Raw genomic sequence first — 22043 nt, forward strand, 5'->3', positions numbered from 1 at the left:
ACGGCCGGCGCTCAGAGGGCGGCGAGGATGGCCGCCGCCGTGGCTGCGTCCGTCACGAGCGTGTTGATCAGCGAGCCGCGGACGGCGCCGATGATGCTCGCGGTCTTCTCGGCCCCGACCGCCACGCCCACGGCGTGCGGCACGGCCGCCAGATCCTCGCGGGAGACGCGGACCATCCGGTCGCTGCCGGGGAACTCGAGGGCGCTCCCGTCGGCGTGGAAGAAGTCGAGGGACGCGGAAGCGCACCGCCCCCGGAGAGACGGTGCGCTTCTGCGACGGATCAGACCGCGACGAGCCAGGTGAGCTGCGAGTGCGGCTCGACGATCAGCGGGCCGAGCTCCCTGTTGAACTCGGCTCCGTAGTCGGCCGAGATGTGCGCCTGGAAGGCGTCCTCGTCGCGGTAGACCTCGTAGACGAAGAACCGGGCCGGATCGTCCTCTCGCCGGTAGGGCGTGAACTCGACATTGCCCGGCTCCCGGCGGACCAGGACGGCGAGGTCGGCGATCATGCCGGCGACCGTCTCCTCGTGACCGGGCTTCGCGGTGAACTCGGCGTAGAGGATGCGAGCGCTCATGCCGTCGCCGCCCCGGTCATGATCGCGACCGCATCGGTCATCGAGTGCGACTGCGGGGTGATCGTCGCGGCCTTCTTGCCGAGGCGCTGGATGTGGATCCGGTCGGCCACGTCGAAGACGTGCGGCATGTTGTGGCTGATCAGGATGACCGGGATGCCGCGGTCGCGCAGATTGCGCACGAGCTGCAGCACCTGGTTCGACTCGCGGACGCCGAGGGCGGCGGTCGGCTCGTCGAGGACGACGACCTTCGAGCCGAACGCGGCGGCGCGGGCGACTGCCACGGCCTGGCGCTGTCCCCCGGAGAGGTTCTCGACCGGGACCGTGACGTCCTGGAGGGTCGAGATGCCCAGCTCGGTCAGCTCGGCGCGCGCCTCCTTGCGCATTCCGGCGGTGTCGAGCATCCGGAAGACGGAGCCGAGGATCCCCTTCTTGCGCTTCTCGCGGCCGAGGTAGAGGTTCGATGCGACGTCGAGCGCCGGGGAGACGGCGAGGTTCTGGTAGACCGTCTCGATGCCGGCGCCGCGGGCGTCCTGCGGGCGCTTGAAGGTCACCGGCTGCCCGTCGAGGAGGATCTCGCCCTCGTCGGGGATCTCGGCGCCGGTGAGGCACTTGATCAGCGTCGACTTCCCGGCGCCGTTGTCGCCGATGATGGCGAGGACCTCGCCGGGGTAGAGCTCGAGGCTCACGCCGTCGAGCCCGACCACGCGGCCGAAGGTCTTGACGAGGCGCTTGGCCTGCAGGACGGGGGTGCGGGCGGCGGCGGGAGCGGTGCCCGCGGCGTCGATGAGGGTCACTTGCGAACCTTCCGGATCCACTGGTCGACCGAGACGGCGACGATGATGAGGACGCCGACAGCGAGCGTCTGGTAGAGGACGTCGAGTCCGGCGAGCGAGAGCCCGTTGCGGAAGACGCCGACGATGAGGGCGCCGAGGAGCGTGCCCCAGACCGTGCCGCGCCCGCCGAAGAGGCTGGTGCCGCCGATGACGACCGCGGTGATCGAGTCGAGGTTGAGGTCGGCTCCGGCGTTCGGGCTCGCCGCGTTGGTGCGGCCGATCTGGATCCACGCGCCGATGGCGAGGATCGCGCCGGCGGCGAGGTAGACGCTCATCAGGACGCGGTTCACGCTGATGCCGGCCAGGCGGGCGGCCTCCTTGTCGTCGCCCACCGCGTAGACGTGGCGGCCCCAGGCGGTCTTGCCGAGGATGAACGCGATCACGATGTAGACGAGGAGCATCAGCAGGACGCCGTAGCTGATGCGGACGCCGAGGATGTCGAAGGTGCCGCCGGTGGAGGGCAGCAGAGCCGGCATGTCGGTGCCGCGGACCGTCGAGCCGCTCGAGTAGAGGAGCGTGAGCGCGACGAAGATGTTGAGCGTGCCGAGCGTGACGATGAACGGGGGGAGCCGGAGCTTCGTCACGAGCAGGCCGTTGAAGGCGCCCGCCGCGAGGCCGACGACCAGGCCCAGGAGCAGGGCGACGACCGCCGGGAGGCCGTTCTCGGTCGCGGTCTGCGCGATGACCATCGAGGTGAGGACCATGACCGCGCCGACCGAGAGGTCGATGCCGGCGGTGAGGATGATCAGCGTCTGCGCGACGGCGAGGGTGCCGACCACCGCGACCTGCTGCGTGATGAGCGAGAGGTTCGACGGGTCGAGGAAGCGGTCGTTCAGGAGCCCGAAGACGATGACGGCCAGGACGAGGACGACCGCCGGGCTGACGGCCGGATAGCGGTGCAGGACTCCGCGGACGCGGTCCAGCGGCGTGCGGCGGTCGAGGAACTCGCTCGCGAGGTCGAGTGCGGAGGTCGGCGGATTCGGGTCGGTGGTCTTCTGAGCCACGATGGCCTTTCTGGAGTCGCTGGGAGCGGGAGGAGGAGGGCGGGGCGCCGGAGCGCCCCGCCCGTGGTGGGCTACTCGCCCCAGCAGATCCCGGCGGCGTCGTCGGAGGTGATGCTGTCGAGGCCGTCGACGGGGGTGTCGGTCACCAGCTGCGAGCCGGTGTCGAAGAAGTCGAGGCCCTCGCTGGTGCTGGGCTTGGTGCCGTCCTCGGCGAGCTGGGCGATCGCCTCGACGCCGAGCTGGGCCATCTTCACCGGGTACTGCTGCGCTGTGGCGCCGATGAGACCCTCCTTGACGTTCTTCACGCCGGCGCAGCCGCCGTCGATCGAGACGAGCAGGACGTCCTTCTCCTTGCCCGCGGCCTGGAGGGCCTGGTACGCGCCGTAGGCGGCGGGCTCGTTGATCGTGTAGACGACGTTCACGTCGGGGTTCTTGGACAGGAGCGTCTCCATGGCGGTGCGGCCGCCGTCCTCGGCGCCCTGGGTGGCCTCGTTGCCGACGATCTCGTAGTCGCCGCCGCTGTAACTGCCGGTCTTCGCCTCGTCGCCGTTGGTCTGGTCGTCGGCGACGTCGATCCCCATGCCGGTGAGGAAGCCCTGGTCGCGGTTGTAGTCGACCGAGACGACCTTGTCGTCGAAGAGGTCGAGCATCGCGATGGTCGCCTTCTTCCCGTCGAGCTGCGCGGCGGTCCACTCGCCGATGGCCTCGCCGGCCTTGAAGTTGTCAGTGGCGAAGGTGATGTCGACGGCGTCGGCGGGGTCGGGCGCCGTGTCGAGGGCGATGACGAAGAGACCGGCGTCGCGCGCCTTCTGGATGGCGTCGACGACGGAGGGGCCGTTCGGGGTGATCAGGATGCCCTTGTCGCCCTTCGAGATCGCGTTCTCGATGGCCTGGATCTGGGTGTCCTCGTCGCCGTCCTCCTTGCCCGCGGCGAGCGTGAGGTTCACGCCGGCGGAGGTGGCCGCCTCCTTGGCGCCGTCCTCCATCGCGACGAAGAAGGGGTTCGTCGTCGTCTTGACGATGAGGGTGACGCCGACGCCGTCTCCGCTGCCAGCGGTGGAGCCGGCGTCGGACGAGCCGGGGCCGGAGCTGGAGCAGGCGGTCATGCCCAGGGCCGCGAGGATCGCGACGGAGCCGAGGCCGATGTACCGGGTGAGGCGAGGGGAACGGTTCGTCATTGAAAGTCCTGTTCATAAGGCGGGAGCAGCCTCCCGACAACGATGTCAGAGGTAGGTCTATCGGTTCGGTGACGCTAAGGTCAAGCGATCCTCCAGAAAGCGAGACCCGACCGTGACATCGTTGTCAGATCGAAGCGGCGCCGGTGCAGGCCGCCGTCCGACCATGAAGCACGTCGCCGCTCTGGCCGGAGTGGGCATCAAGACGGTCTCCCGGGTCATCAACGGCGAGCCGAACGTGTCGGCCGCCACGATCGAGCGGGTGCAGGCCGCCGCCTCGCAGCTGCAGTACCAGCCGGATCTGCACGCCGGGAACCTCCGCCGCTCCAACGGGCGCACCAACACGCTCGGACTGCTGGTGGGCAGCGTGGCGAACCCCTTCTCGGGTGCTCTCCACCGTGCCGTCGAGGACCTCGCGAACGAGCGCGGGGTCGCGGTCTTCGCTTCGAGCCTCGACGACGACCCGGCCCGTGAGCGCTCCTCGGTGAACGCCTTCGTCTCGCGGCGCGTCGACGGGCTCATCCTGACCACGGTCGCGCCCAGCCAGGCCTACCTGGGCGTCGAGGTCGACCGCGGCACGCCTGCGGTGTTCGTCGACCGCGTCCCCTCGGGGATCACGGCGGACGCGGTGATCACCGACAACGCCGCCGGTATCGCCCGCGCAGTGGGGCACCTCGCCTCCTTCGGGCATCGCCGCATCGCGTTCCTGGGCGACCGGCCCGAGATCTTCACCGCTCAGGAGCGGGAGCGCGGCTTCCTCGAGGAGATGAGCCGGCTCGGCCTGCCGGTGCCGCCCGCGTTCGTGCGCCACGGCGCCCACGACGAGCACGCGGCGGAGGAGATGGCGACCGCTCTGCTCGACCTCGAGGTGCCGCCGACCGCCATCGTCGGCGGGCAGAACCTGATCACGATCGGCGTGCTCGCCGCGCTCCGCCGTCGTGGCGCGCACGGAAGAGTCGCCTTGATCGGCTTCGACGACATCCCCCTGGCGGAGCTCCTCGAGCCCGCCGTCTCGGTGATCGCGCAGAACCCCGCGGTCATGGGGCGGACGGCCGCCGAGCGGGTGTTCCTCCGGCTCGACGGCGAGGACGAGCCGGCGCGGACGTTCGTGATCCCCACCGAGCTGATCGCCCGCGGCTCCGGCGAGGTGCCCTGCCCCGACTGAGAGGAGGTGGAGCGGGATCTGATCCTTTTCGCAGACCGCTCTTGAATTGTCCGGAGGACAGTCCGTAGATTGCCCAGCAATTGACAACGTTGTCACTCGTGACACGCGCAACGAAGGGCGTTCTTCCGTGCTTTCTCCTCATCGCTCGCTCCCACGGCGCAGCGGCCTGGTGGCCGTCGCCGCCGCGCTCTGCCTCGTCGGCGGCGGGCTCTCCGTCCCCGCCGTCTCCGCCGCTCCGCTCGACGCGGCAGCGGAGACCTACCGTCCGGCGATCCACTACTCGCCGACGAAGAACTGGATGAACGACCCGAACGGGCTCGTGTACTACGAGGGGGTCTACCACCTCTACTACCAGTACAACCCGCAGGGGACGCGCTGGGGCAACATGAGCTGGGGCCACGCCACCAGCACCGACCTCACGCACTGGACCGAGCAGCCGCTCGCCATCCCGGGCGACGCGGAGTCGGACATCTTCTCCGGCTCGATCGTCGTCGACAAGGACAACACCTCCGGATTCGGCACCGCCGAGAACCCGCCCCTGGTGGCGATGTACACGGCCGCGTACAAGACCGGGAAGCAGGCGCAGGCGCTCGCGTACAGCACCGACGCCGGGCAGACGTGGACGAAGTACGAGGGCAACCCGGTCATCGACCGGGACCAGAACGACTTCCGCGACCCGCACGTGTTCTGGTACGACGGCGGCACTCCGGAATCCTCCTACTGGGTGGTCGTCACCGTGGAGGCCGACGACCACAAGGTCCTCCTCCACAAGTCGACGGACCTGCGGAACTGGACCGAGCTCAGCGAGTTCGGCCCGGCCAACGCGACCGGCGGCGTCTGGGAGTGCCCGGACCTGTTCCCGCTGGCGGTCGACGGCGACCCCTCGAACATCAAGTGGGTCATGGTCGTCAACCTCAACCCGGGGGCGGTGGGCGGCGGCTCCGGCGGCCAGTACTTCGTCGGCGACTTCGACGGCACCACCTTCACCTCCGAGTCGACCGTCGGCTCCGACACCCTCCCCGAGGGCACGACCCTCGCCGGCTTCGACGACGGCACCTACAACGGCTGGACCGTGGACAACGAGGCCGGCAACTGGAAGAACGGGCCCTTCGCCTCCGCCCCCGCCACCGGGCCGATCGACGGCCAGCAGACCGTCACCGGCTTCTCGGGGACGGGACTGATCAACGGGTTCAACGACGGCGACTGGCCGATCGGCTCGATGGAGTCGCCCGACTTCACCGTGGACCAGGACCACCTGAACTTCCTCGTCGGCGGCGGCAACCACCCGCACGTCGACGGCACGCAGCTCGCCAACGACCCGCCCGCCGGGAGCGAGCTGCTCTTCGAGGGCTTCGAGTTCCCGGACCAGCAGGGCCTCGCGGATAACGGCTGGACCGTGACCGGCGACCTCGCCGGCGGCACCAACCCCTCGACCAGCGGCGGCGAGTTCTTCCTCGGCCAGAAGCGGATCAACACCTTCGACGGCGGACCGAAGGGCGACGACAACCTCGGCACCCTGACCTCGCCGGAGTTCACGATCGACAAGAGCCACCTGAGCATGCTCGTCGGCGGAGGCTTCCGCCCCGAGGGAGACGCCCAGACCCTCGAGGTGCAGCTCGTCGTCGACGGCGAGGTCGTTCAGACCACCGCCGGCACGAACGACGGCGCCCTGAACTGGAAGAGCTGGGACGTCTCGGCCTACCAGGGGAAGGCGGCGCGGATCGTCGTCGTGGACGACGCGACCGGCGGCTGGGGTCACCTGACGGTCGACCACATCGTGCTCGCCGACACCCCGGCGCAGGTCCGCTCCAACGAGACGAGCGTGAACCTCGTCGTCGACGGGGAGATCGTCCGCACCGCGACCGGCAGCGACAGCGAGACGCTGGACTGGAAGAGCTGGGACGTCGCGGACCTCGCCGGCCGCACGGCGCACCTGCAGGTCGTCGACAACAACCGCGCCGGCTGGGGCCACATCCTCGCCGACCAGTTCATGCTGTCCGACGAGCCCGCGCAGAGCCGCCTCGTCGACTACGACTGGCTCGACTGGGGCCGCGACTACTACGCAGGGGTCACCTTCGACAACGCGCCCGACGACAAGCGGATCATGATCGCGTGGATGAACAACTGGCAGTACGGCGAGGCCATCCCGACCGGGACCTGGCGGGGAGCGATGGCCCTCCCGCGCGAGCTCTCCCTCGAGACCGTCGACGGCGCCCCGAAGCTCGTGCAGAAGGTCGTCGATCAGACCGCGGCCCTCGAGCGCGGCGACGAGGCGTTCACGCTGGGCGCCACGGACATCGCCGACGGTGAGACCGCGCTCCCGGCCGCCGTCGAGGGCAGCGTCTACAAGCTCGACGCCGTCTTCAGCGCCGGGGACGCGGACTCCTTCGGCCTCTCGGTCCGCAACTCCGCCGACGGCTCCCAGCGCACGCCGATCACCTACGACGTCGCGTCCGGTCAGCTGAGCGTCGACCGCACCCGCTCGGGCGACGTCGGCTTCGACGCCGACTTCCCGTCGGTAGAGACCGCCCCGGTGGCGCTCGACGACGGTGAGCTGCACCTCGAGCTCTACGTCGATCACGCCTCCGTCGAGACGTTCGCGCAGGGCGGTCGCGCGACGATCACCGACCAGGTCTTCCCCGACCCGAGCAGCACGGGAGTCTCGCTCCTCTCCTCCGGAGGGTCGGCGCGCCTCGAGAGCCTGACGGTCACACCGCTCACTCCGTCGATGTTCACCGACCCCGCGGCGGTTGCCTCCCTGACCCCTGCGGGCGCGGCGCAGACCGTCGAGACCGGAGCGGCGATCACCGGCCTCGGAGTCACCGCAGCGAACGCGGCCGGCGAGCCGGTGGCGGGCGCGGACGTCGCGTACACGATCGAGGGTCCGGCCCGCTTCGCCGACGGAGGCACGATCGCCGCCGCGACGACCGGCGCCGACGGCTCCGCTCCGCTCCCCGCCGCCACGGCGGGCCCCGGCACGGGTGCCGTCTCGATCACCGCGGTCTCAGGAGGCGTCAGTCGGCTCCTCCCCGCCGTCACCGTCGTCGCCCCGGCGACCCGGGTCGACGTCGACGTGACGATCACCGGCGTGAAGCGCGGCGGCTCGGTCGTGCTGACCGCCACCGCGACGAACGAGGGGAGCACGCCGGTCCGTCTCAGCATCCCGACGGCCTTCGGTGAGCTGAAGGTCGCCTCGCTGGCGGCGGGCCGCACGAAGACCGTCTCGGTCGACACGCACCTCTCCCGGGTGCCGTCGGGCTCGTTCCGCGTGACGGCGACCGCACCGGACGGGACCCGGGAGACCTTCCGGGTGGCGTACCGCGGCACCGGCAAGTAGCGGCGACGAGCGGCGAGGAGAGGGGCGGAGGCTCGGGGCTGGACCCCGGGCCGCCGCCCCTCTCCTGCGCCCGCTGCCGGATCGCACGTCCGACGAACGCGTCCGGCACCACGCCCGGTCTCCCGCCGCGAGGGCGGGCATCGATGCGTCACGAACGGTCGTCACGCACGGCCGGAAGCGACCGTTCGTGACGCCTCGATCGCGGGCCGCGGACCGTGCGCGGGGAGCGCCGCACGAAGCGGGGCCGTCAGGCGAGCGGATCGCGGTCGCGCGTCAGCGGGGCCGCCCGCAGCGCCCGCATGTAGATCCCGTACCGCCGCAGCTGGCCGGCCGCCGCCGCCGCGCGTCCGGGGCGCAGGCCGGACAGCCGGTACACGAGCATCCGCGACGCCATCCCCGCGAGCACGACCGCCCGCCAGACCTGCTGCTGCAGGTCCGAGCGCGCCATCCGCCAGCCGTAGAGGTCGAAGAGGTTGACGATCCAGGCGGTGCCGACGCGGCCGTCGACGCCGCTCGAGGAGCCGCCCATCGCGTGCAGGGCGTGCAGGCGCGGATCGAGGACCACGCGCAGGCCCTCGGCGCGCAGGCGGAGGCAGATCTCGACGTCCTCGGCGTACATGAACCAGCGGTCGGTGAGTCCGCCGACGCGGTCCCAGACGGCCAGCGGGATCATCAGGCAGCCGCCGCTCACCCAGTCGACGTCGCGCGGGCGGCCGTGCAGGTCGGCGGCGAACAGGTAGTGGCCCTCGAAGGAGGGGAAGCGCCGGCCGAGGCGCGAGAGGCCGGTCTGGTGCAGGAGCATCCGGCGGACCGTGGGGGCGTGGCCGGCGGCGACGATCACGACGTCCTCGCCCTCGTTCTCGAGGAGGGGGGAGACGGCGCCGATCGTCGGATCGCTGTCGAGGAGTGACGCGAGCGAGCCGACGACCTCCGCCGAGATCTGCGCGTCGGGGTTCAGCAGCAGCAGGTGGCGGCCGGTGGCGTGGGCGGCGCCGAGGTTGACGGCCCGCGAGAATCCGGCGTTCTCGGAGTTCTCGACGACATGGACGTCCGGGTACTCGGCGCGCAGCACGGCGACCGTCTCGTCGCGCGAGAGGTTGTCGACCACCAGGATCTCGACGCTCTCGTCACGGCCGGCGAGCGCATCGAGGCAGGAGCGGATGACGCCGATGCTGTTGTAGGTGACGATCACGATCGACACGGACGGCCCGCTCACGGCAGCACTGCCACCATCGCGGCGCGCAGCCGGGCGACCACGGCGTCCCAGCTGTAGTACTCGAGCACCGGAGCCGGATCGAGCGGTTCGGGCGGGTCGGCGACGAGCTCGCGGATCGACGCCGCGATCGCCGGCACGTCGCGCGGATCGACCAGGCGGGCGTGCTCGCCGAGGATCTCGCGGAACACGGGGATGTCGCTGGCGAGGATCGGCGTGCGGCAGGCCAGGGCCTCGAGGGTCGGCAGGCCGAAGCCCTCGTCGAGGGTGAGGAAGAGGAACAGCGCGGCGTTCTCGTAGAGCCAGCGGAGCTCCTCCGTCTCGATCCGTCCGAGCAGGCGCACCGAGCCGTCGTCGAGCGCGGCGCGCACGGCCGGAGGGAACTCGGTGCGGACGCCCGAGGCCTCGCCGACGACGAGGAGCGGGAAGGAGGGGGAGAGCACTCCCGAGGCGAGAGCGGCCTCGATCGTGGTCGCGAGATTCTTGCGCGCGTTGAGGCGGCCGACGGCGAGGAGGAAGCCGTCGAGGCCGTCGACGCCGGCGGGCGCCACGGGCTCCGCGGCGGCGAACGCCCGGTTGAGGCCGAGGCCGACGGGCACGGCGCTCGTCGCGGCGGACGTGCGGACGATGCGGCGCGACTCCGCGACGCTGCTCGCGATCACCACGTCGGCGCGGCGGACGCTGAGCGGCATGAGCGAGAAGTAGGCGCGCTCCTTCCGCGTGAACCACTCCGGATTCGTGAGGAAGAGGAAGTCCTGGATGAACACCGCGGACCGCCCCGTCAGGGGGGTGAAGTTGTGCGCCAGGGTGATGTCCGGGCGGAGCCGGAGAGAGAGCAGAGCGAGTTCGAGAACAGCACTGATCCCCTGCGGCCGGAGTCTTGTCGGCACTACTCGGGCGAGTCCCGCTAACTCACGTCTCGCCGTCTCCACCCCCGTCAGGGGGACGGCAATGACAAGGGAATCCTCAGGAAAGAGTCGCGCCCAGGAGAAGGTGATCTCTCGCATGACCTCACGGTTGGAGATCGGGCCGCGAATCCACCAATTACCATCGAGCAGGACCCGTAGGGATCCTCGGTGCGAACCTGTGCCGGGCATTCGACCCCTGTCTGGGAATGGGTTCTCATGGATGTCCCGACTGTAGCGAACGGACTCCTGCCCCGGACGCCCACGAGTACCGGCCCGAGGGTCGCCGCACCGAGGAGAGGGCCCCATGAGAGCTCGACGCCGCACTGCACTCGTCCGCTGGGCCGTCACCGCGCTGGGGGCTGTCGTGGTGCTCAACGCGGTCGTCGTCGCCCAGACGCAGGTGGGCTCGGACGCGACCGCCGACTTCCTGAGCTCGGTCACGGCGCTGACCAACATCCTCTCGGTGGTCGCCTTCGCGATCGCGGGCCGGAGCGCCTGGCGATCCGCGCGATCCGGGGGCAGGAGGAGTGCTGCGGCGCACGGGGAGTCGCGGGCGATCACGGCGATGCGCACCCTCAACACCGCCACGCTGCTGAGCATGTCGGGCCTGTTCCTGGTGATCTACGGGCCCGCCGTGCTCGGCGATCCGGCTCAGCTGAACCCGAGCACGGTGGTCCTGCACGTGCTCGTGCCGGCGCTCGCGCTGGTCGAGCTGCTCGCCGTCCCGGGCGCCCGCCCGGTCGACCTCCGGCTGGTCTGGGCGGTGATGGTGTTCCCCGTCCTGTGGTTCGCCTACACCTTCGCCCGGGGCGCTCTCACGTCGCGCTACGTGTACGAGTTCCTCGACCCGGAGCTCTCCGGCGGGGAGCGGATCATCGTCGGGATGACCGTCCTGATCCTCTCGATCTTCTTCCTGATGGGTGTCGCGATCCTGTCCCTCCAGCGGTGGCGGACGGCGGTCCGTTCGCCGCTAGTATGAGCGCCAATACCCGCCTTCGGGGGTGCGAGTTAGGCCGTCGAACGAATGCTGTGCACCGTCGCATACGCCTGGTATTGCGACAGCAGATTTCGTCCGGCGATCGCCTGCGACGAGGCGACGCACAACAAAGGGAGAACCGGGACATGGGCAGGTCGGTCGCCATTATCGGCACGCGGGGCTATCCCAGTTACTACGGGGGATTCGAGACAGCCGTCCGACGTCTCGCGCCGTTCCTGGCGGAGCAGGGATGGGAGGTCACGGTCTACGGAAGGCCGGGCACCACGGCCCTGCAGGACCCGGACCGCGACGAGCGGGTGATCACCCGGCAGACACGGGGAGTCGAGAGCAAGTCGCTCAGCACCCTCTCCTACGGGCTCACGGCCGCTCTCGACGCGGCGAAGCGCAAGCCCGACGTCGCCCTGGTGCTCAACTGCGCCAACGGCTTCTGGCTGCCGATCCTCAAGCGGCGCGGCATCCCCACCGTCGTCAACGTCGACGGCATCGAGTGGGACCGCGCCAAGTGGGGCCGCTTCGCGAAGTTCGTCTTCCACCAGGGCGCGGTCTGGACCGCCCGCCACGGCGACCGCATGGTCTACGACGCCGCGGCGATCGAGACGCGCTGGAAGCGGGAGTTCGGCCGCGACGGCGACGTCATCCCCTACGGCGGCGACGTCCCGCCGGAGCACCCGGTCGAGCCGGGGCTCACCCACCGCGGCTACGCGCTGATCGTGGCGCGCTTCGTCCCCGAGAACACGGTGCCCGAGTTCATCGAGGCGGCCGAGCGGATCGCGCGGACCCACGACGTGGTCGTCGTCGGCTCCTCCGGCTACGGCGGTCCGATCGACCAGGCGGTCAGCGCCCTCGCGCAGCAGAACGCGCGGGTGCACTGGTTCGGGCACGTCAGCGACGACACCCGTCTCCACTCTCTCTGGCAGCACGCCGGGGCCTACTTCCACGGGCACAGCGTCGGCGGCACCAACCCGGCTCTCGTGCAGGCGATGGCCTGCGGGGCTCCGGTCGTCGCCCGCGACACCGTCTTCAACCGCGAGGTGCTCCAGGAGGCGGGGCGCTTCGTCGCTCCGACCCCGGACGCGATCGCCGAGGGCGTGCTCGCCGTGCTGAACGACCCGATCGAGCAGGAGCGGCTCTCGTACCGCGGGCATCTGCGCGCCGTGCACTCCTACTCCTGGGCCGAGGTGAACGCCGGCTACGAGCGCTCGCTGCTCAGCGTCATCGCCGAGCGGGCCTCCGCGGGAGCGAGCAGGAGCCGGGCGTGAGGGCCCCGCGCGACCTCGGCTACGACGACCTCCTCATCAGCTACCACGTCGGCCCGCTGACGGGCGTGACCGCGGAGCGTGTGCGCACCGCGCTGCGCGACCTCCTCCTCTCGCCCCGGGGCGCCGTGCTCCTGCGGCGCCGCACCCGGCTCCGCGGGTGGCGCCGCATCGACGCGGCGGCCGCCCTGGACGCCGCCGAGCGCGCCGTGCGGATCGTCGCCGGCCCGCTCGAGCGCGAGGACCTGGCGCACCGCCTGCTGGCCCCGCAGTTCGCGCCGGGCGAGCTGCCGGTCCGGATCCTGTTCGACGGCGCGACGGTCGGCTTCACCCTCCCGCACAGCCTCTTCGACGGCACCGGAGCGACCGCGGTCGTCGCGCTCGTGATCGAGAAGCTGGGCGCCCCGGGGGCCGACGGCACCGCTCCGAAGCCGCTCGCCGCCGCTCCGCTGCGCGAGATCGTGGAGCGCTTCGAGCTCACCGGTCTCGCCGGCGCCAGGAGGGCCCGCGACACCTTCCGCACCCTGACCGCCGCGACCGGCACCGGCTACCAGCTCGACGCGACCCTCTCGAAGGAGGAGTCGGACCGCCGCGCGCGCCTGGTGACCGCGGTGCTCGGCCCCGAGACTCTGCGGGCGATCGCCGCGACCCCGGAGAAGGCGCGCGACGGCCGGCGCCCCGCCCGCCCACCGGTGTCGCTCAAGACCGCGAGCCTCGTGCTCCGCTGCCTGCAGGACTGCGCCGCCGACGGCCTCGACTTCCGCGTCGTCGTCCCCGTCGACGGCCGCCGCTGGGTCGCGAAGGGCACCGACGTCAGCGGCAACCTCTCGCCGTCCCTCCCGCTCGGCCGCCTCCGCGCCGACGACTGGTCCGCGACCTCACTCCTCGAGCGGCTGTCCGCGGCCACCAGGTCGGGCCTCCCCGCGACCTGGCTGCTCGCGAGCGCGCTGCTGAGCATCAAGACCCTCGTGCAGCACCCGCTGGCACCCCTGCGCACGCCGCGCGGGACGCCCCGCGTGCCGTGGGAGATCCACGTCTCCCTCCCCTCCACCGAGGTGCCCGTCCCGGAGGAGCTGCTGCCGCGGATCGAGCCGGACACCATGGTCGGCGGGATGCCCGCCCACCTGCGCTTCCCGCTCGGCGTCTGGGTCGAGGTCGCGCCGCTGCGCGACAGCATGCACCTGACCGTCCACGACGAGACCGGCACCTTCGCTCTCGACGGCTTCGAGGAGCGGCTGCTCGCCGCCGTCGGCGCCCGGGCCGCGGAGGCCTCGTGAGCGGGCTGCTGCGCCTCCTGAACTCCCCGATCACCATGCTCGCGAGCCGCCTCTCGGTGGCGGCGCTCGGGCTGGTCAGCGCCCCGCTGATCGCGCAGGCCCTCGGCCCGAGCGGACGCGGCGAGACGGCCGCGGCCCTCGCCTCGATGTACCTGATCCCGATCGTGCTCGCGCTCGGCATGCCCCTCGAGATCCGTCGGCGCGTGCTCGCCGCGGCGGGCGACCTCGGCGCTGTGCGCACGGCCAGGCGGCTCGCGCTGCTGACCGCGATCCCGGCGGCGCTGATCGCCTGGCTGCTCACCTCCACCCTCCTCTCGGCGCTCGACGAGGCGGCCACGATCGCGGTGTTCGTCGCGATCACCGGGACCCCGCTCATGGTCTGCTGGATGATCGACATCGGCGTCGTCGGGGCGCAGCGCCGCTTCGGAGCGGTCGCGCTGCTCCAGGCCACGCAGCCGCTGGTCTACGTCGGCGGGATCGTGGTGCTGTTCCTCCTCGACTCGATCACCGTCTCGGGCGTGATCTGGTCGAACTTCGCCGGCTCCGTGATGACCGCGCTGATCGGCTCGCTGCTCGACCGACCCCGCGGAGCCGCTCCGGCGCCCTGGCGGCCGCTCGTCCGCGGCTCCGTCACCTTCTACGGCGCGCAGGCCTCGGACGCCGCGTACCAGCGCCTCGACCAGGTGATCATGCTGCCGCTGATCGGCTCGCACCAGGCCGGCCTCTACTCGGTCGCCGTGACGATCGGCACGCTGCCCGTGTTCCTCGCGCACGCGGTCGCCGCTCCGGTCTTCTCGGACATCAGCCGGACGGAGGGCGGCGCCCGCGTCACCGCGACCGGCGACGCGCTGCGCTCGGCCTTCGCGGTCGGCCTGGCCTCGGCCGTGTTCCTCGCCGTCGTCACCCCCTGGGGCGTGCCGTTCCTCTTCGGCGACGAGTTCGCGGAGGCGATGCCCGCGGTCTTCTTCGCGATCCTCGGCTCCGTCTTCGTGGTCGTCACCGTCAGCGCGGGCGAGGTGCTCTCGGCGCGCAACCGCGGCATCAGCCTCACCGTCGCGCAGGGCGCCGGGCTGATCACCTGCCTCGTGCTCCTGTTCGCCTTCGGCCCGGCGAACGGCGCGATCGCCGCCGCCATCGCCAACGCGAGCGGGATCCTGATGGCGCTGGTGGTGATGGTGCTCGCGATCCGGCCCCCGGCGCGGACCATCGTCCCGCGGCCCTCCGACGTCCCGCTGGTCGTCCGGCGCCTCACGATGCGGGGCGGCGCGGCATGACCCGCACCGCGGCGCCGCTGCCCCGGGCCGGCTCCCGCACGGTCGCCCGCGGAGCGGTGCGCACCCGCCGCACGCTCCGCGCCCTCCTCGGCCGCGACGGGCTCGGCCTGCCGTGGCTGGGCGTCCTGCTGCTGGTCTTCGCCCTCCCCGCGAACGGAGTCGCCTCCGCGTTCCTGCCGGGCGCCTCGGCGACCGCGTTCGGCGCGATCAAGGACGCCACCATCCTCGGACTCTTCCTGCTCGTGCTGGTCAGCGGGCGGATCAAGCGGGTGCCGGTGCCGATCGTCGTGCTCGTGCTGATGATCGTCGGCCTCGGCGCCGTCTCGGCCGTGTGGACCGAGAACCCGATCCAGGCCGCCTACGGCTGGCGCAACGACTTCCTGCCGTTCCTCGCGCTCATCGTGGTGCCCGCGGTGATCGAGAAGCGCCACCTCGGGATCCTCGCGACCGCGTTCGTCGTCGCGCTGCAGCTCTCCTCGATCACGACCATCCTCACCTGGAACCAGGGGCTCGACTGGCTGTTCACCCTCGGGGTGTTCCCGCTGGCTCCCGGGACGCCGTTCCCCTCCTCCCTCTTCGTCGCCGGCAGCATCGTGCCCCGCGGCTTCAGCCCCTACAGCGCCCCGAACGAGAGCGCCGTCGCCGTCACGATCGCGCTCGCCGTGCTGTGGACCCGCCCCCGCTGGCCGCTGTGGCTGAAGGGCGCTCTGACGCTCCTGCCGCTGGTGGCCGTCTACCTGACGCAGTCCCGGAGCGGCTACATCGGCCTGGCGATGCTCGCGGTGACCCTGGTGGCCTGGGCGCTGTTCCGCGCGAAGCCGATGCTGGTGTGGGCGATGCTCACCGTGACCACGGCCGCGGCCGTCGGCGGAGTCACGCTCTACCTCTACATCGACAAGGTGATCTCGCACGTCGCCGACCCGTCGCTGATCGGCCACAGCGACAGCCTGCTCGAGAACATCCCGCTGCTCGTCGCGCACCCGTTCGGCTTCGGCCTCGGCAAGGTCGGCCCGCGCGCGCAGCTGTACTCGACCGACAGCGTCCTCGTCGAGAGCTTCTTCCTCGTGCTCGCGATCGAGTCGGGGATCATCGTGATGCTGCTGTTCGCGGCGCTGCTGGTGTACCTGTTCCTCCGCGGGCTGCGCGCGCCGACGCTCGACGGCTTCCTGCCCACGGCCGTGGTCGCGGGCACGCTGGTCAGCTACACGGTGCTGCCGACGCTCCAGGAGGGTCCGGTGGCGTACACGCTCTGGATCGTCTGCGGCATGGGCGTCGTGGCGGGGCGGGCCGAGCAGGCGGTGCGCGCGGGCACCGCCCGGGTCCGCGAGCCCTCACCCTCGCGCAACGCCGCCCACCTCGACGGGCCGCGCGCCGGCACCGGGGCGCACGTCGTCACTCCCCGCGGGGAGGGGCGTCGGCACCGGCTGCAGCGCTCGCGGGTCTCAGGCGGACGCCGTCGCCGCGGCGGCGACGACCGTGCTGCGGGGAGCCTGCGCGACAACGGTCCCGAGGACGTCGCCCCCGACGTCCCGTAGCCGGTCGGCCGCGGCGACGAGGTCGGCCGAGGACGAGACGCCGGCGCCCGCGACGAGGACGGTCGTGGCGACCATCTTGCCCAGCAGCACCGCGTCGGTGGCCGAGAGGATCGCGGGGGAGTCGACGATCACGTGGTCGTAGCGGCGCGAGAGGTGCGCGATCACGCGCTCCATCGCGGGGGTGCCGATCAGGTCGCTCGGGTTCGCCTGGCTGCCGCCGGCCGTGAGCACCGTGACGCCCTGCGCGCTGACGGGCAGCGACCCGTCGGCGGGCAGGGTGCCGGTGCGGAGCAGCTCGGCGAGGGTCGGTCCGCCCGTGGGGAGGCGGAAGACGGTCGACAGCGCCGGGTCGCGCAGATCGGCGTCGATCAGCACCACGGTGCGGCCGATCTGGGCGATCGAGACGGCGAGGTTCGCGGCCACCGTGCTCTTGCCGTCGCCCTCGCGAGCGGAGGTGACGAGCAGGGTGCGCTCGTGGGTGCCGGAGCCGAAGAGGAGCGTCGTGCGCAGCATCCGGAACGACTCGGCGACGGCGCTGCGGCCGTCCACGACGAGGGGGGAGCGGCGGACGGCCGTGTCGAAGGGGATCGACTCGAGCACCGGCAGGGTGGTGCCAGCGGCGACGTCCTTCGCCGAGCGGATGCGGGAGTCGCCGAGCGAGCGCAGCACGACGACACCGACGCCGAGGATGAGGCCGGTCGCTCCGCCGAGCACCAGGTAGACGAGCAGGTCGGGGCTGAGCGGCGAGCCCGGCACGGAGGCGGCCTCGAGCACCTTCACGTCGACCCGGCTCGCGCCGCCCGTGACGGGGCGCTCGATCTGCGCGACGTAGCTGCGCAGGCTCTCGGCGACCGCGTCGGCGATCCGCGCGGCCTGCTGGGCGTCGGCGTCGACCACGTCGATGCTCATGATGACCGTGCCGGGGAGCGCGGCCGGAGTGACCTCGCCCGCCAGGTCGCCGACGGTCATGTCGAGTCCGAGGTCGTCGATGACGGGCTGCAGCACCGAGCTCGAGTCGACCAGCGCGACGTAGGAGGCCACCCGGGCCTCGGCGCTGGTGAAGGACGCGCCGACCTCGGCGCTGGACTGGTTGTCGGCGGTCGCGACGGAGACGAACACGGTCGTCTGCGCCCGGTACTCCGACTCCGACGCCATGGTCGCCACGGAGGCGGCCGCGAGGCCGAGGGCGACGAAGATCGAGATGACGAGCCAGCCCCGGCGGAGAAGACGTCCGTACTCGCGAATTCCCACAGTGCCGTCCTTGTCGAGGAGGGACCCGGCGGACCGGATCGAGACGATGAGCGTGCTGGTGTCGATCCTGGCAGAACCGCGCCGCGTGTCACCGGCGCCGGGCCGTGCGGACGCCTCCGGACCGGCGCGGCGGGGCGCATCCGGGCCGTCGGGGGCTCAGGCCTGTCGGATCCCGCCCGGTCGGTGTCGCGGGACGACGGACGGCGGCAGGCCGGACCGCGCCGGACCGCCTCCGCTGCCGCCCCCGGCCGTGCCTATTTCTTGTAGCTCCTGGTGAGGGTGTTGTCGCCGGGGGTGGGGTCGCCGATCGCGGTGGAGCTCTTGGCGGTGATGGTGGAGGTGCCGGTCCTGGGGGTGAGGACGATGGTCCGGGTGGTGCTCTGTCCGGCTGCGAGGGTGGGGATCTTCCAGGTGAGGACCGTGGTCCCGGCGATCTTGCCGGGGGTGCGGGTGGCGCCTCCGGTGTCGGTCACGCTGGTGGGGACGATCATCTGGATGACGGTGGATCCGGTGTCGCGGGTGCCGACGTTGGTGACGGTGGCGGTCGCGGTGAGGGTCCTCCCGGTGATCCTCGTGGCGGTGGGGGTGAGGGCGACCTTGAGGTCGGCGCGGCTGCCCGGGACGACCTTGACGATGCGGGTGGCGGTCGCGGCGGCCCAGGTGCCGTCACCGGCCTGAGCGGCGGTGACGGTGCAGGCGCTGGTCCCGGTGAGGGTGACGGTGCCCGCCGAGGTGACGGTGCACGGGCCGGTGGCGGTGTAGGCCACCGGGAGACCGGAGGAGGCCTTCGCGGCGAGGGAGTAGGCGACTCCGGTGGTCGGGGTCGCCGACGTGTTCGCGGTGAAGGCGACGGTCTGCGGCTTCTTCTGGATCGACGCGGCGGTCACCACGAGGGTGCGGGTCGCCTGCGGGGCGGCGTTCCGGTCGGCGTCGCCGGCCTGATCCAGGGTGAGCACGCAGTCTCCCGGAGCGGCGAAGGTCACGGTGCCGTTCGCGACGGTGCAGGCCGCGGAGGCGGTCCCGAGGACGATCGGGGCGCTCGACGCGCCGCCGGTGACGGTCGGAGTCCACGTTCCTCCGACGACCGCCGCGGGAGCGGTGGAGGTGAAGGCGACCGTCTGCGCAGCCCTGCCGATCGTGAAGGCGCGGTCGGCGCGAGCAGCGGCGTGCGCAGCGTCGCCGGCCTGCTCGAGGGTCAGGGTGCAGGTGCCGGCGTGGTCGTAGGAGACCGAGCCCCCGGAGACCGAGCAGGCCCCCGAGGCGGTGAGGCGGGGATCCGCGGAGGAGGGGCCTCGGACGATCACCGGCGTGGACGATCCGCCGACGACCGCGTCGCCCGGAGCCTCGCCGCCGAACGAGACGGACCCGGCGGCCAGGCCCACCGCGATGGTCTGCGAGACCTGCGGAGCGGCGAGATGACCGGAGTCCCCGGCCTGATCGGCCGTGACGGTGCAGGTGCCGGCGCCTCCGAAGGTGACGACGCCGTCCGTCAGGGTGCAGGCGCCCGAGGCGGCGAGCACGACCGGCTGCTCGGACGCGCCGCCCGTCGCGGCGGGCGTGTAGGTGCCGCCCGGGACGGCGGGGGAGGGGGGAGTGGAGGTGAAGGCGATCGTCTGGGCCGGGAGGGTCACCTGAACGGTGCCGGCGACGTTCGGTGCCTGCTGATAGGTGGAGTCGCCCTGCTGGAACGCGTAGTACGAGCAGGTGCCGACAGCGGTGAGGAGGATGTCGACGGAGCCCGGATCGACCCGGGTCGTGCGGCAGGCGTCGTACGCGACGGCGAAGGCGGGCAGGCCCGAGCTCGCGGTCATCGTGAGGGTGACGGTGTCGCCGACGGCTCCGGTCGTGGGAGGGGTCGGGGCGAGGGTGATCGTCTGGGGTCCCTTCCGCACCGTGAAGGTGGACGACCGCTGCAGAGCGGGCGCGTAGTCCGCGTTCCCGAGCTGGTCGGCGGTGACGACGCACTCCTCGCCGACCTCGGTGAAGGTCACCACGCCGTCGGCGATGGTGCAGCCGCCGGTCGCGCCGTAGGTCGTGGGAAGCCCCGACGTGGCTGTCGCGACGGGGGAGTAGGTGGCGGAGCGCGCGGTGTCGATGCCGTGCGGGTAGTCGTAGACGATGCTCTGCGGGAGGCGGTCGACGGTGAACGATCCGGTGCGCTGCGGCGCGGGGAGGTAGAGCTCCGAGCCCTCCTGGTCGAAGCGGATGGTGCAGGTGCCCGGGCGGAGGGTGCGCACGGAGGTGCCGCCGATGATCGAGCAGACCTCCGGGGTCGTGCTCGTGACCGTGACCGGCAGACCGCTGCCGGCACTGGCGCGGAGGTCGGCGTCCTCATCCGTCGTGAGAGCGCTCGTGGGGAGGAGGAAGTCGATGCTCTGCGCCTTCCGCACCACCTCCTCCACCGGCTTCGCGACCACCGTGAAGCTCGTCTCGACCGCCGGGGCCGCCGCGTAGCGCTGGTCGCCGGGCTGGCCGGCGCGGACGACGCAGGTCCCCGCGGCGACGCCCGCGAACACGGACCGGCTCAGTCCCTCGAAGAGGAACGGAGTGCCGTCGAGCCGGCAGACCTCCGGCGTCGTGGTCGTGAAGTCCACCGGGAGACCCGAGGTGGACGTCGCGGTCACCGAGTAGGAGCCGGTCGAGTACGCGTAGCCCGCCAGAGCGAACGCGACCGACTGGGACCTGGGCGAGAGAGTCCTGGTGCGGACGACGTCCGGAGCCGCGGTCCAGCCCGTGCCCCCGGCCTGGGAGGCGGTGATGGAGCAGAGCCCGCCGACCCGGCCGACCGCGCGTCCCGCGGTCACCGTGCACACGTCAGGAGTGGTGCTGACGTAGGTCACCGGCAGACCCGAGGACGCGGTGGCCTGCAGGACGAGGTCCCGACCGTCGGTGTCGAGGCCGGTCAGCTCCGGGAACGCGATCGTCTGCCCGGTCTGCGCGGTGAGGGTGAAGGTCGAGCGCGTGATCGGTGTCCGTGCGTAGACGACGGGATCCCGGTTGTACCCGTTGAATCCGGTGTAGAGCGCGCGGATCTCGTGGCTCCCGCGCGCGAATCCCTCCGGGACCTCGATGCTCACGGTCTCGGACGTCTCCGCACCGGTCAGCGTGACGGTGCCGAGCGGTCGCTGCGTCTGGCCGGTGAACTCGGTGAACGAGATCGATCCTCCGCCGATCTGGTCCGGCTTCCTCGTGTAGCCGGTGTCGACGTCCCGGTACGAGTTCTTCGAGAGAGTGGCGGTGAGGGTCGTGGGGACGTCGATCGCGGTCGTCGACGCGCTCACCGTCATGGTGGCGTCGGGGAGCCAGGCGACCAGTGCGTCGCCGACCTTGTAGGGGCTGAGTCCGGGATCGGCGATCGGCCAGCTCCCTCCGCCTCCGCCTCCGCCGCCGGCTGCTCCCAGGTTGGTGTAGATGAACTCGCCGCCGCCCGCTCCGCCTCCGCCGCCGCCCGCCGATCCGGCGCCGCCCTGTCCGCCGCTGGCGTAGACGTCGCCCGAGGCCCGCGCGCCTGCTCCGCCGAAGCCGTGAGGGTCGGCGCCCAGGCCGTCCCAGAACATGTGCCCGGTCCCGCCGCTCGCCTCCGAGCCGAACGTCGGGACGGCATCGAGGAAGCCGCCGAGGTAGGCGGTGTCGCCACCGCTGCCGCCGGTCCCCGGGGTGTCGATCGTCGCGCCGCCGCCGCCGCCCCCGGGGAAGCCGCCGGTGCCGTGGCCCGCTTCGCCCGGCCGGCCGGCGGCACCGCCGTCGGAGCCGTCGTACAGGATGGTCGCGTTCGATCCGCTTCCTCCGCCCGCGGCGACGGCGATGACATCGCCGCCGACGGGGTCGCAGTTCTCGTCGGGTTCGCTGAAGGACACCCACTTGGCGTCCCCACCCCCCTCGAAGCCCCCGCTCCGGAGGCTTCCCCAGTAGATCGTCTGACCGGGCGTCACCTTCACGTCGTAGAGCGTGAAAGCCGCGCCGGCGCCGCCGGTGCCCCCGGTGTTCCCCACGCTGTCGAAGTCCTGACCGTCGGCTCCTCGGTTGCCCCGGGCGGTGACGTCGGCGGTGTGGACGTTCGCAGGCACAGTGAACCTGCCGTCCGTCGTGCACGCGTCGTAGAACCGATTGGCGGAGGCGGGGGGTGCGCCGACCAGCGTGAGCGCCGCGGCGGCGAGGACCACCGCGAGACCGCCGGCGAGGGGGCGCCGGAGGCGGGGACGGACGCTCCGACGGCCACCACCTCGAGGTGCACGGGGTAGTCG

16 protein-coding genes are annotated in these 22043 nt (G+C 72.0%); 7 read left to right on the forward strand and 9 right to left on the reverse strand.

Going from position 1 to position 22043, the window contains the following annotated elements; all coding sequences use genetic code 11:
- Positions 1-11 precede the first annotated feature (11 nt).
- The 5 genes from C5B92_RS05735 to C5B92_RS05755 all read right to left on the reverse strand — a co-directional run bounded on the left by C5B92_RS05735 (position 12) and on the right by C5B92_RS05755 (position 3589).
- On the reverse strand, positions 12-299 hold the full coding sequence (locus C5B92_RS05735; protein WP_104350141.1) for a sugar-binding domain-containing protein: 288 nt from the start codon (positions 297-299) through the stop codon (positions 12-14).
- Positions 281-574, reverse strand: a complete 294-nt coding sequence (locus C5B92_RS05740; RefSeq protein ID WP_104250283.1) for a putative quinol monooxygenase — start codon at positions 572-574, stop codon at positions 281-283. The genes C5B92_RS05735 and C5B92_RS05740 overlap by 19 nt, the downstream gene beginning before the upstream one ends.
- Positions 571-1368 (reverse strand): ATP-binding cassette domain-containing protein, encoded by a 798-nt coding sequence (locus C5B92_RS05745; RefSeq protein ID WP_104238957.1) that lies wholly within the window; start codon positions 1366-1368, stop codon positions 571-573. The genes C5B92_RS05740 and C5B92_RS05745 overlap by 4 nt, the downstream gene beginning before the upstream one ends.
- Positions 1365-2411, reverse strand: a complete 1047-nt coding sequence (locus C5B92_RS05750; RefSeq protein WP_104238958.1) for an ABC transporter permease — start codon at positions 2409-2411, stop codon at positions 1365-1367. The genes C5B92_RS05745 and C5B92_RS05750 overlap by 4 nt, the downstream gene beginning before the upstream one ends.
- Before the next feature lie 71 nt (positions 2412-2482).
- Entirely contained in the window at positions 2483-3589 is a 1107-nt protein-coding gene (locus C5B92_RS05755; RefSeq protein WP_104238959.1) for a substrate-binding domain-containing protein, read from the reverse strand.
- Positions 3590-3752: 163 nt separating this feature from the next.
- Here C5B92_RS05755 and C5B92_RS05760 point away from each other — a divergent pair, with 163 nt between their 5' ends.
- Together C5B92_RS05760 and C5B92_RS05765 are read left to right on the forward strand one after the other, a co-directional pair.
- A complete protein-coding gene (locus C5B92_RS05760; RefSeq protein WP_104350142.1) occupies positions 3753-4751 on the forward strand; it encodes a LacI family DNA-binding transcriptional regulator in 999 nt (332 codons plus the stop codon).
- A 127-nt stretch (positions 4752-4878) separates the two neighbouring features.
- Complete coding sequence (locus tag C5B92_RS05765; RefSeq protein WP_374952919.1) at positions 4879-8088, forward strand: GH32 C-terminal domain-containing protein; 3210 nt, start codon at positions 4879-4881, stop codon at positions 8086-8088.
- 247 nt (positions 8089-8335) lie between these two features.
- On the opposite strand, the gene C5B92_RS05770 is transcribed toward C5B92_RS05765, so the two are convergent.
- Positions 8336-9304 (reverse strand): glycosyltransferase family 2 protein, encoded by a 969-nt coding sequence (locus C5B92_RS05770; protein WP_181028744.1) that lies wholly within the window; start codon positions 9302-9304, stop codon positions 8336-8338.
- Complete coding sequence (locus C5B92_RS17225; RefSeq protein ID WP_181028745.1) at positions 9301-10191, reverse strand: glycosyltransferase family 1 protein; 891 nt, start codon at positions 10189-10191, stop codon at positions 9301-9303. Before C5B92_RS17225 ends, C5B92_RS05770 begins: the two co-directional genes overlap by 4 nt.
- Positions 10192-10513: 322 nt before the next feature.
- Here C5B92_RS17225 and C5B92_RS17230 point away from each other — a divergent pair, with 322 nt between their 5' ends.
- From C5B92_RS17230 to C5B92_RS05800, 5 genes are all read left to right on the forward strand, one after another.
- Positions 10514-11188 carry a Pr6Pr family membrane protein gene (locus tag C5B92_RS17230; protein WP_181028746.1) on the forward strand — a complete coding sequence of 225 codons (675 nt, stop codon included), beginning with the start codon at positions 10514-10516 and terminating at the stop codon, positions 11186-11188.
- A 143-nt stretch (positions 11189-11331) separates the two neighbouring features.
- Complete coding sequence (locus C5B92_RS05785) at positions 11332-12465, forward strand: glycosyltransferase (RefSeq protein ID WP_104350144.1); 1134 nt, start codon at positions 11332-11334, stop codon at positions 12463-12465.
- On the forward strand, positions 12462-13739 hold the full coding sequence (locus tag C5B92_RS05790; protein WP_104350145.1) for a hypothetical protein: 1278 nt from the start codon (positions 12462-12464) through the stop codon (positions 13737-13739). Before C5B92_RS05785 ends, C5B92_RS05790 begins: the two co-directional genes overlap by 4 nt.
- The gene (locus tag C5B92_RS05795) at positions 13736-15013 is read left to right on the forward strand and encodes a lipopolysaccharide biosynthesis protein (RefSeq protein WP_104256436.1); all 1278 of its coding nucleotides are present in this window, start codon (positions 13736-13738) and stop codon (positions 15011-15013) included. The genes C5B92_RS05790 and C5B92_RS05795 overlap by 4 nt, the downstream gene beginning before the upstream one ends.
- A complete protein-coding gene (locus C5B92_RS05800) occupies positions 15010-16548 on the forward strand; it encodes an O-antigen ligase (protein ID WP_104350146.1) in 1539 nt (512 codons plus the stop codon). The genes C5B92_RS05795 and C5B92_RS05800 overlap by 4 nt, the downstream gene beginning before the upstream one ends.
- On the opposite strand, the gene C5B92_RS05805 is transcribed toward C5B92_RS05800, so the two are convergent.
- Positions 16456-17799 carry a polysaccharide biosynthesis tyrosine autokinase gene (locus tag C5B92_RS05805; RefSeq protein ID WP_104350147.1) on the reverse strand — a complete coding sequence of 448 codons (1344 nt, stop codon included), beginning with the start codon at positions 17797-17799 and terminating at the stop codon, positions 16456-16458. The genes C5B92_RS05800 and C5B92_RS05805 overlap by 93 nt on opposite strands.
- Before the next feature lie 254 nt (positions 17800-18053).
- Positions 18054-21866: a DUF11 domain-containing protein gene (locus tag C5B92_RS17780; RefSeq protein ID WP_181028747.1), complete on the reverse strand. Its 3813-nt coding sequence runs from the start codon at positions 21864-21866 to the stop codon at positions 18054-18056.
- Positions 21867-22043: the final 177 nt, after the last annotated feature.

Origin of the sequence: Rathayibacter sp. AY1A4 (genome assembly GCF_002930955.1) — a bacterium.
Lineage (GTDB): Bacteria > Actinomycetota > Actinomycetes > Actinomycetales > Microbacteriaceae > Rathayibacter.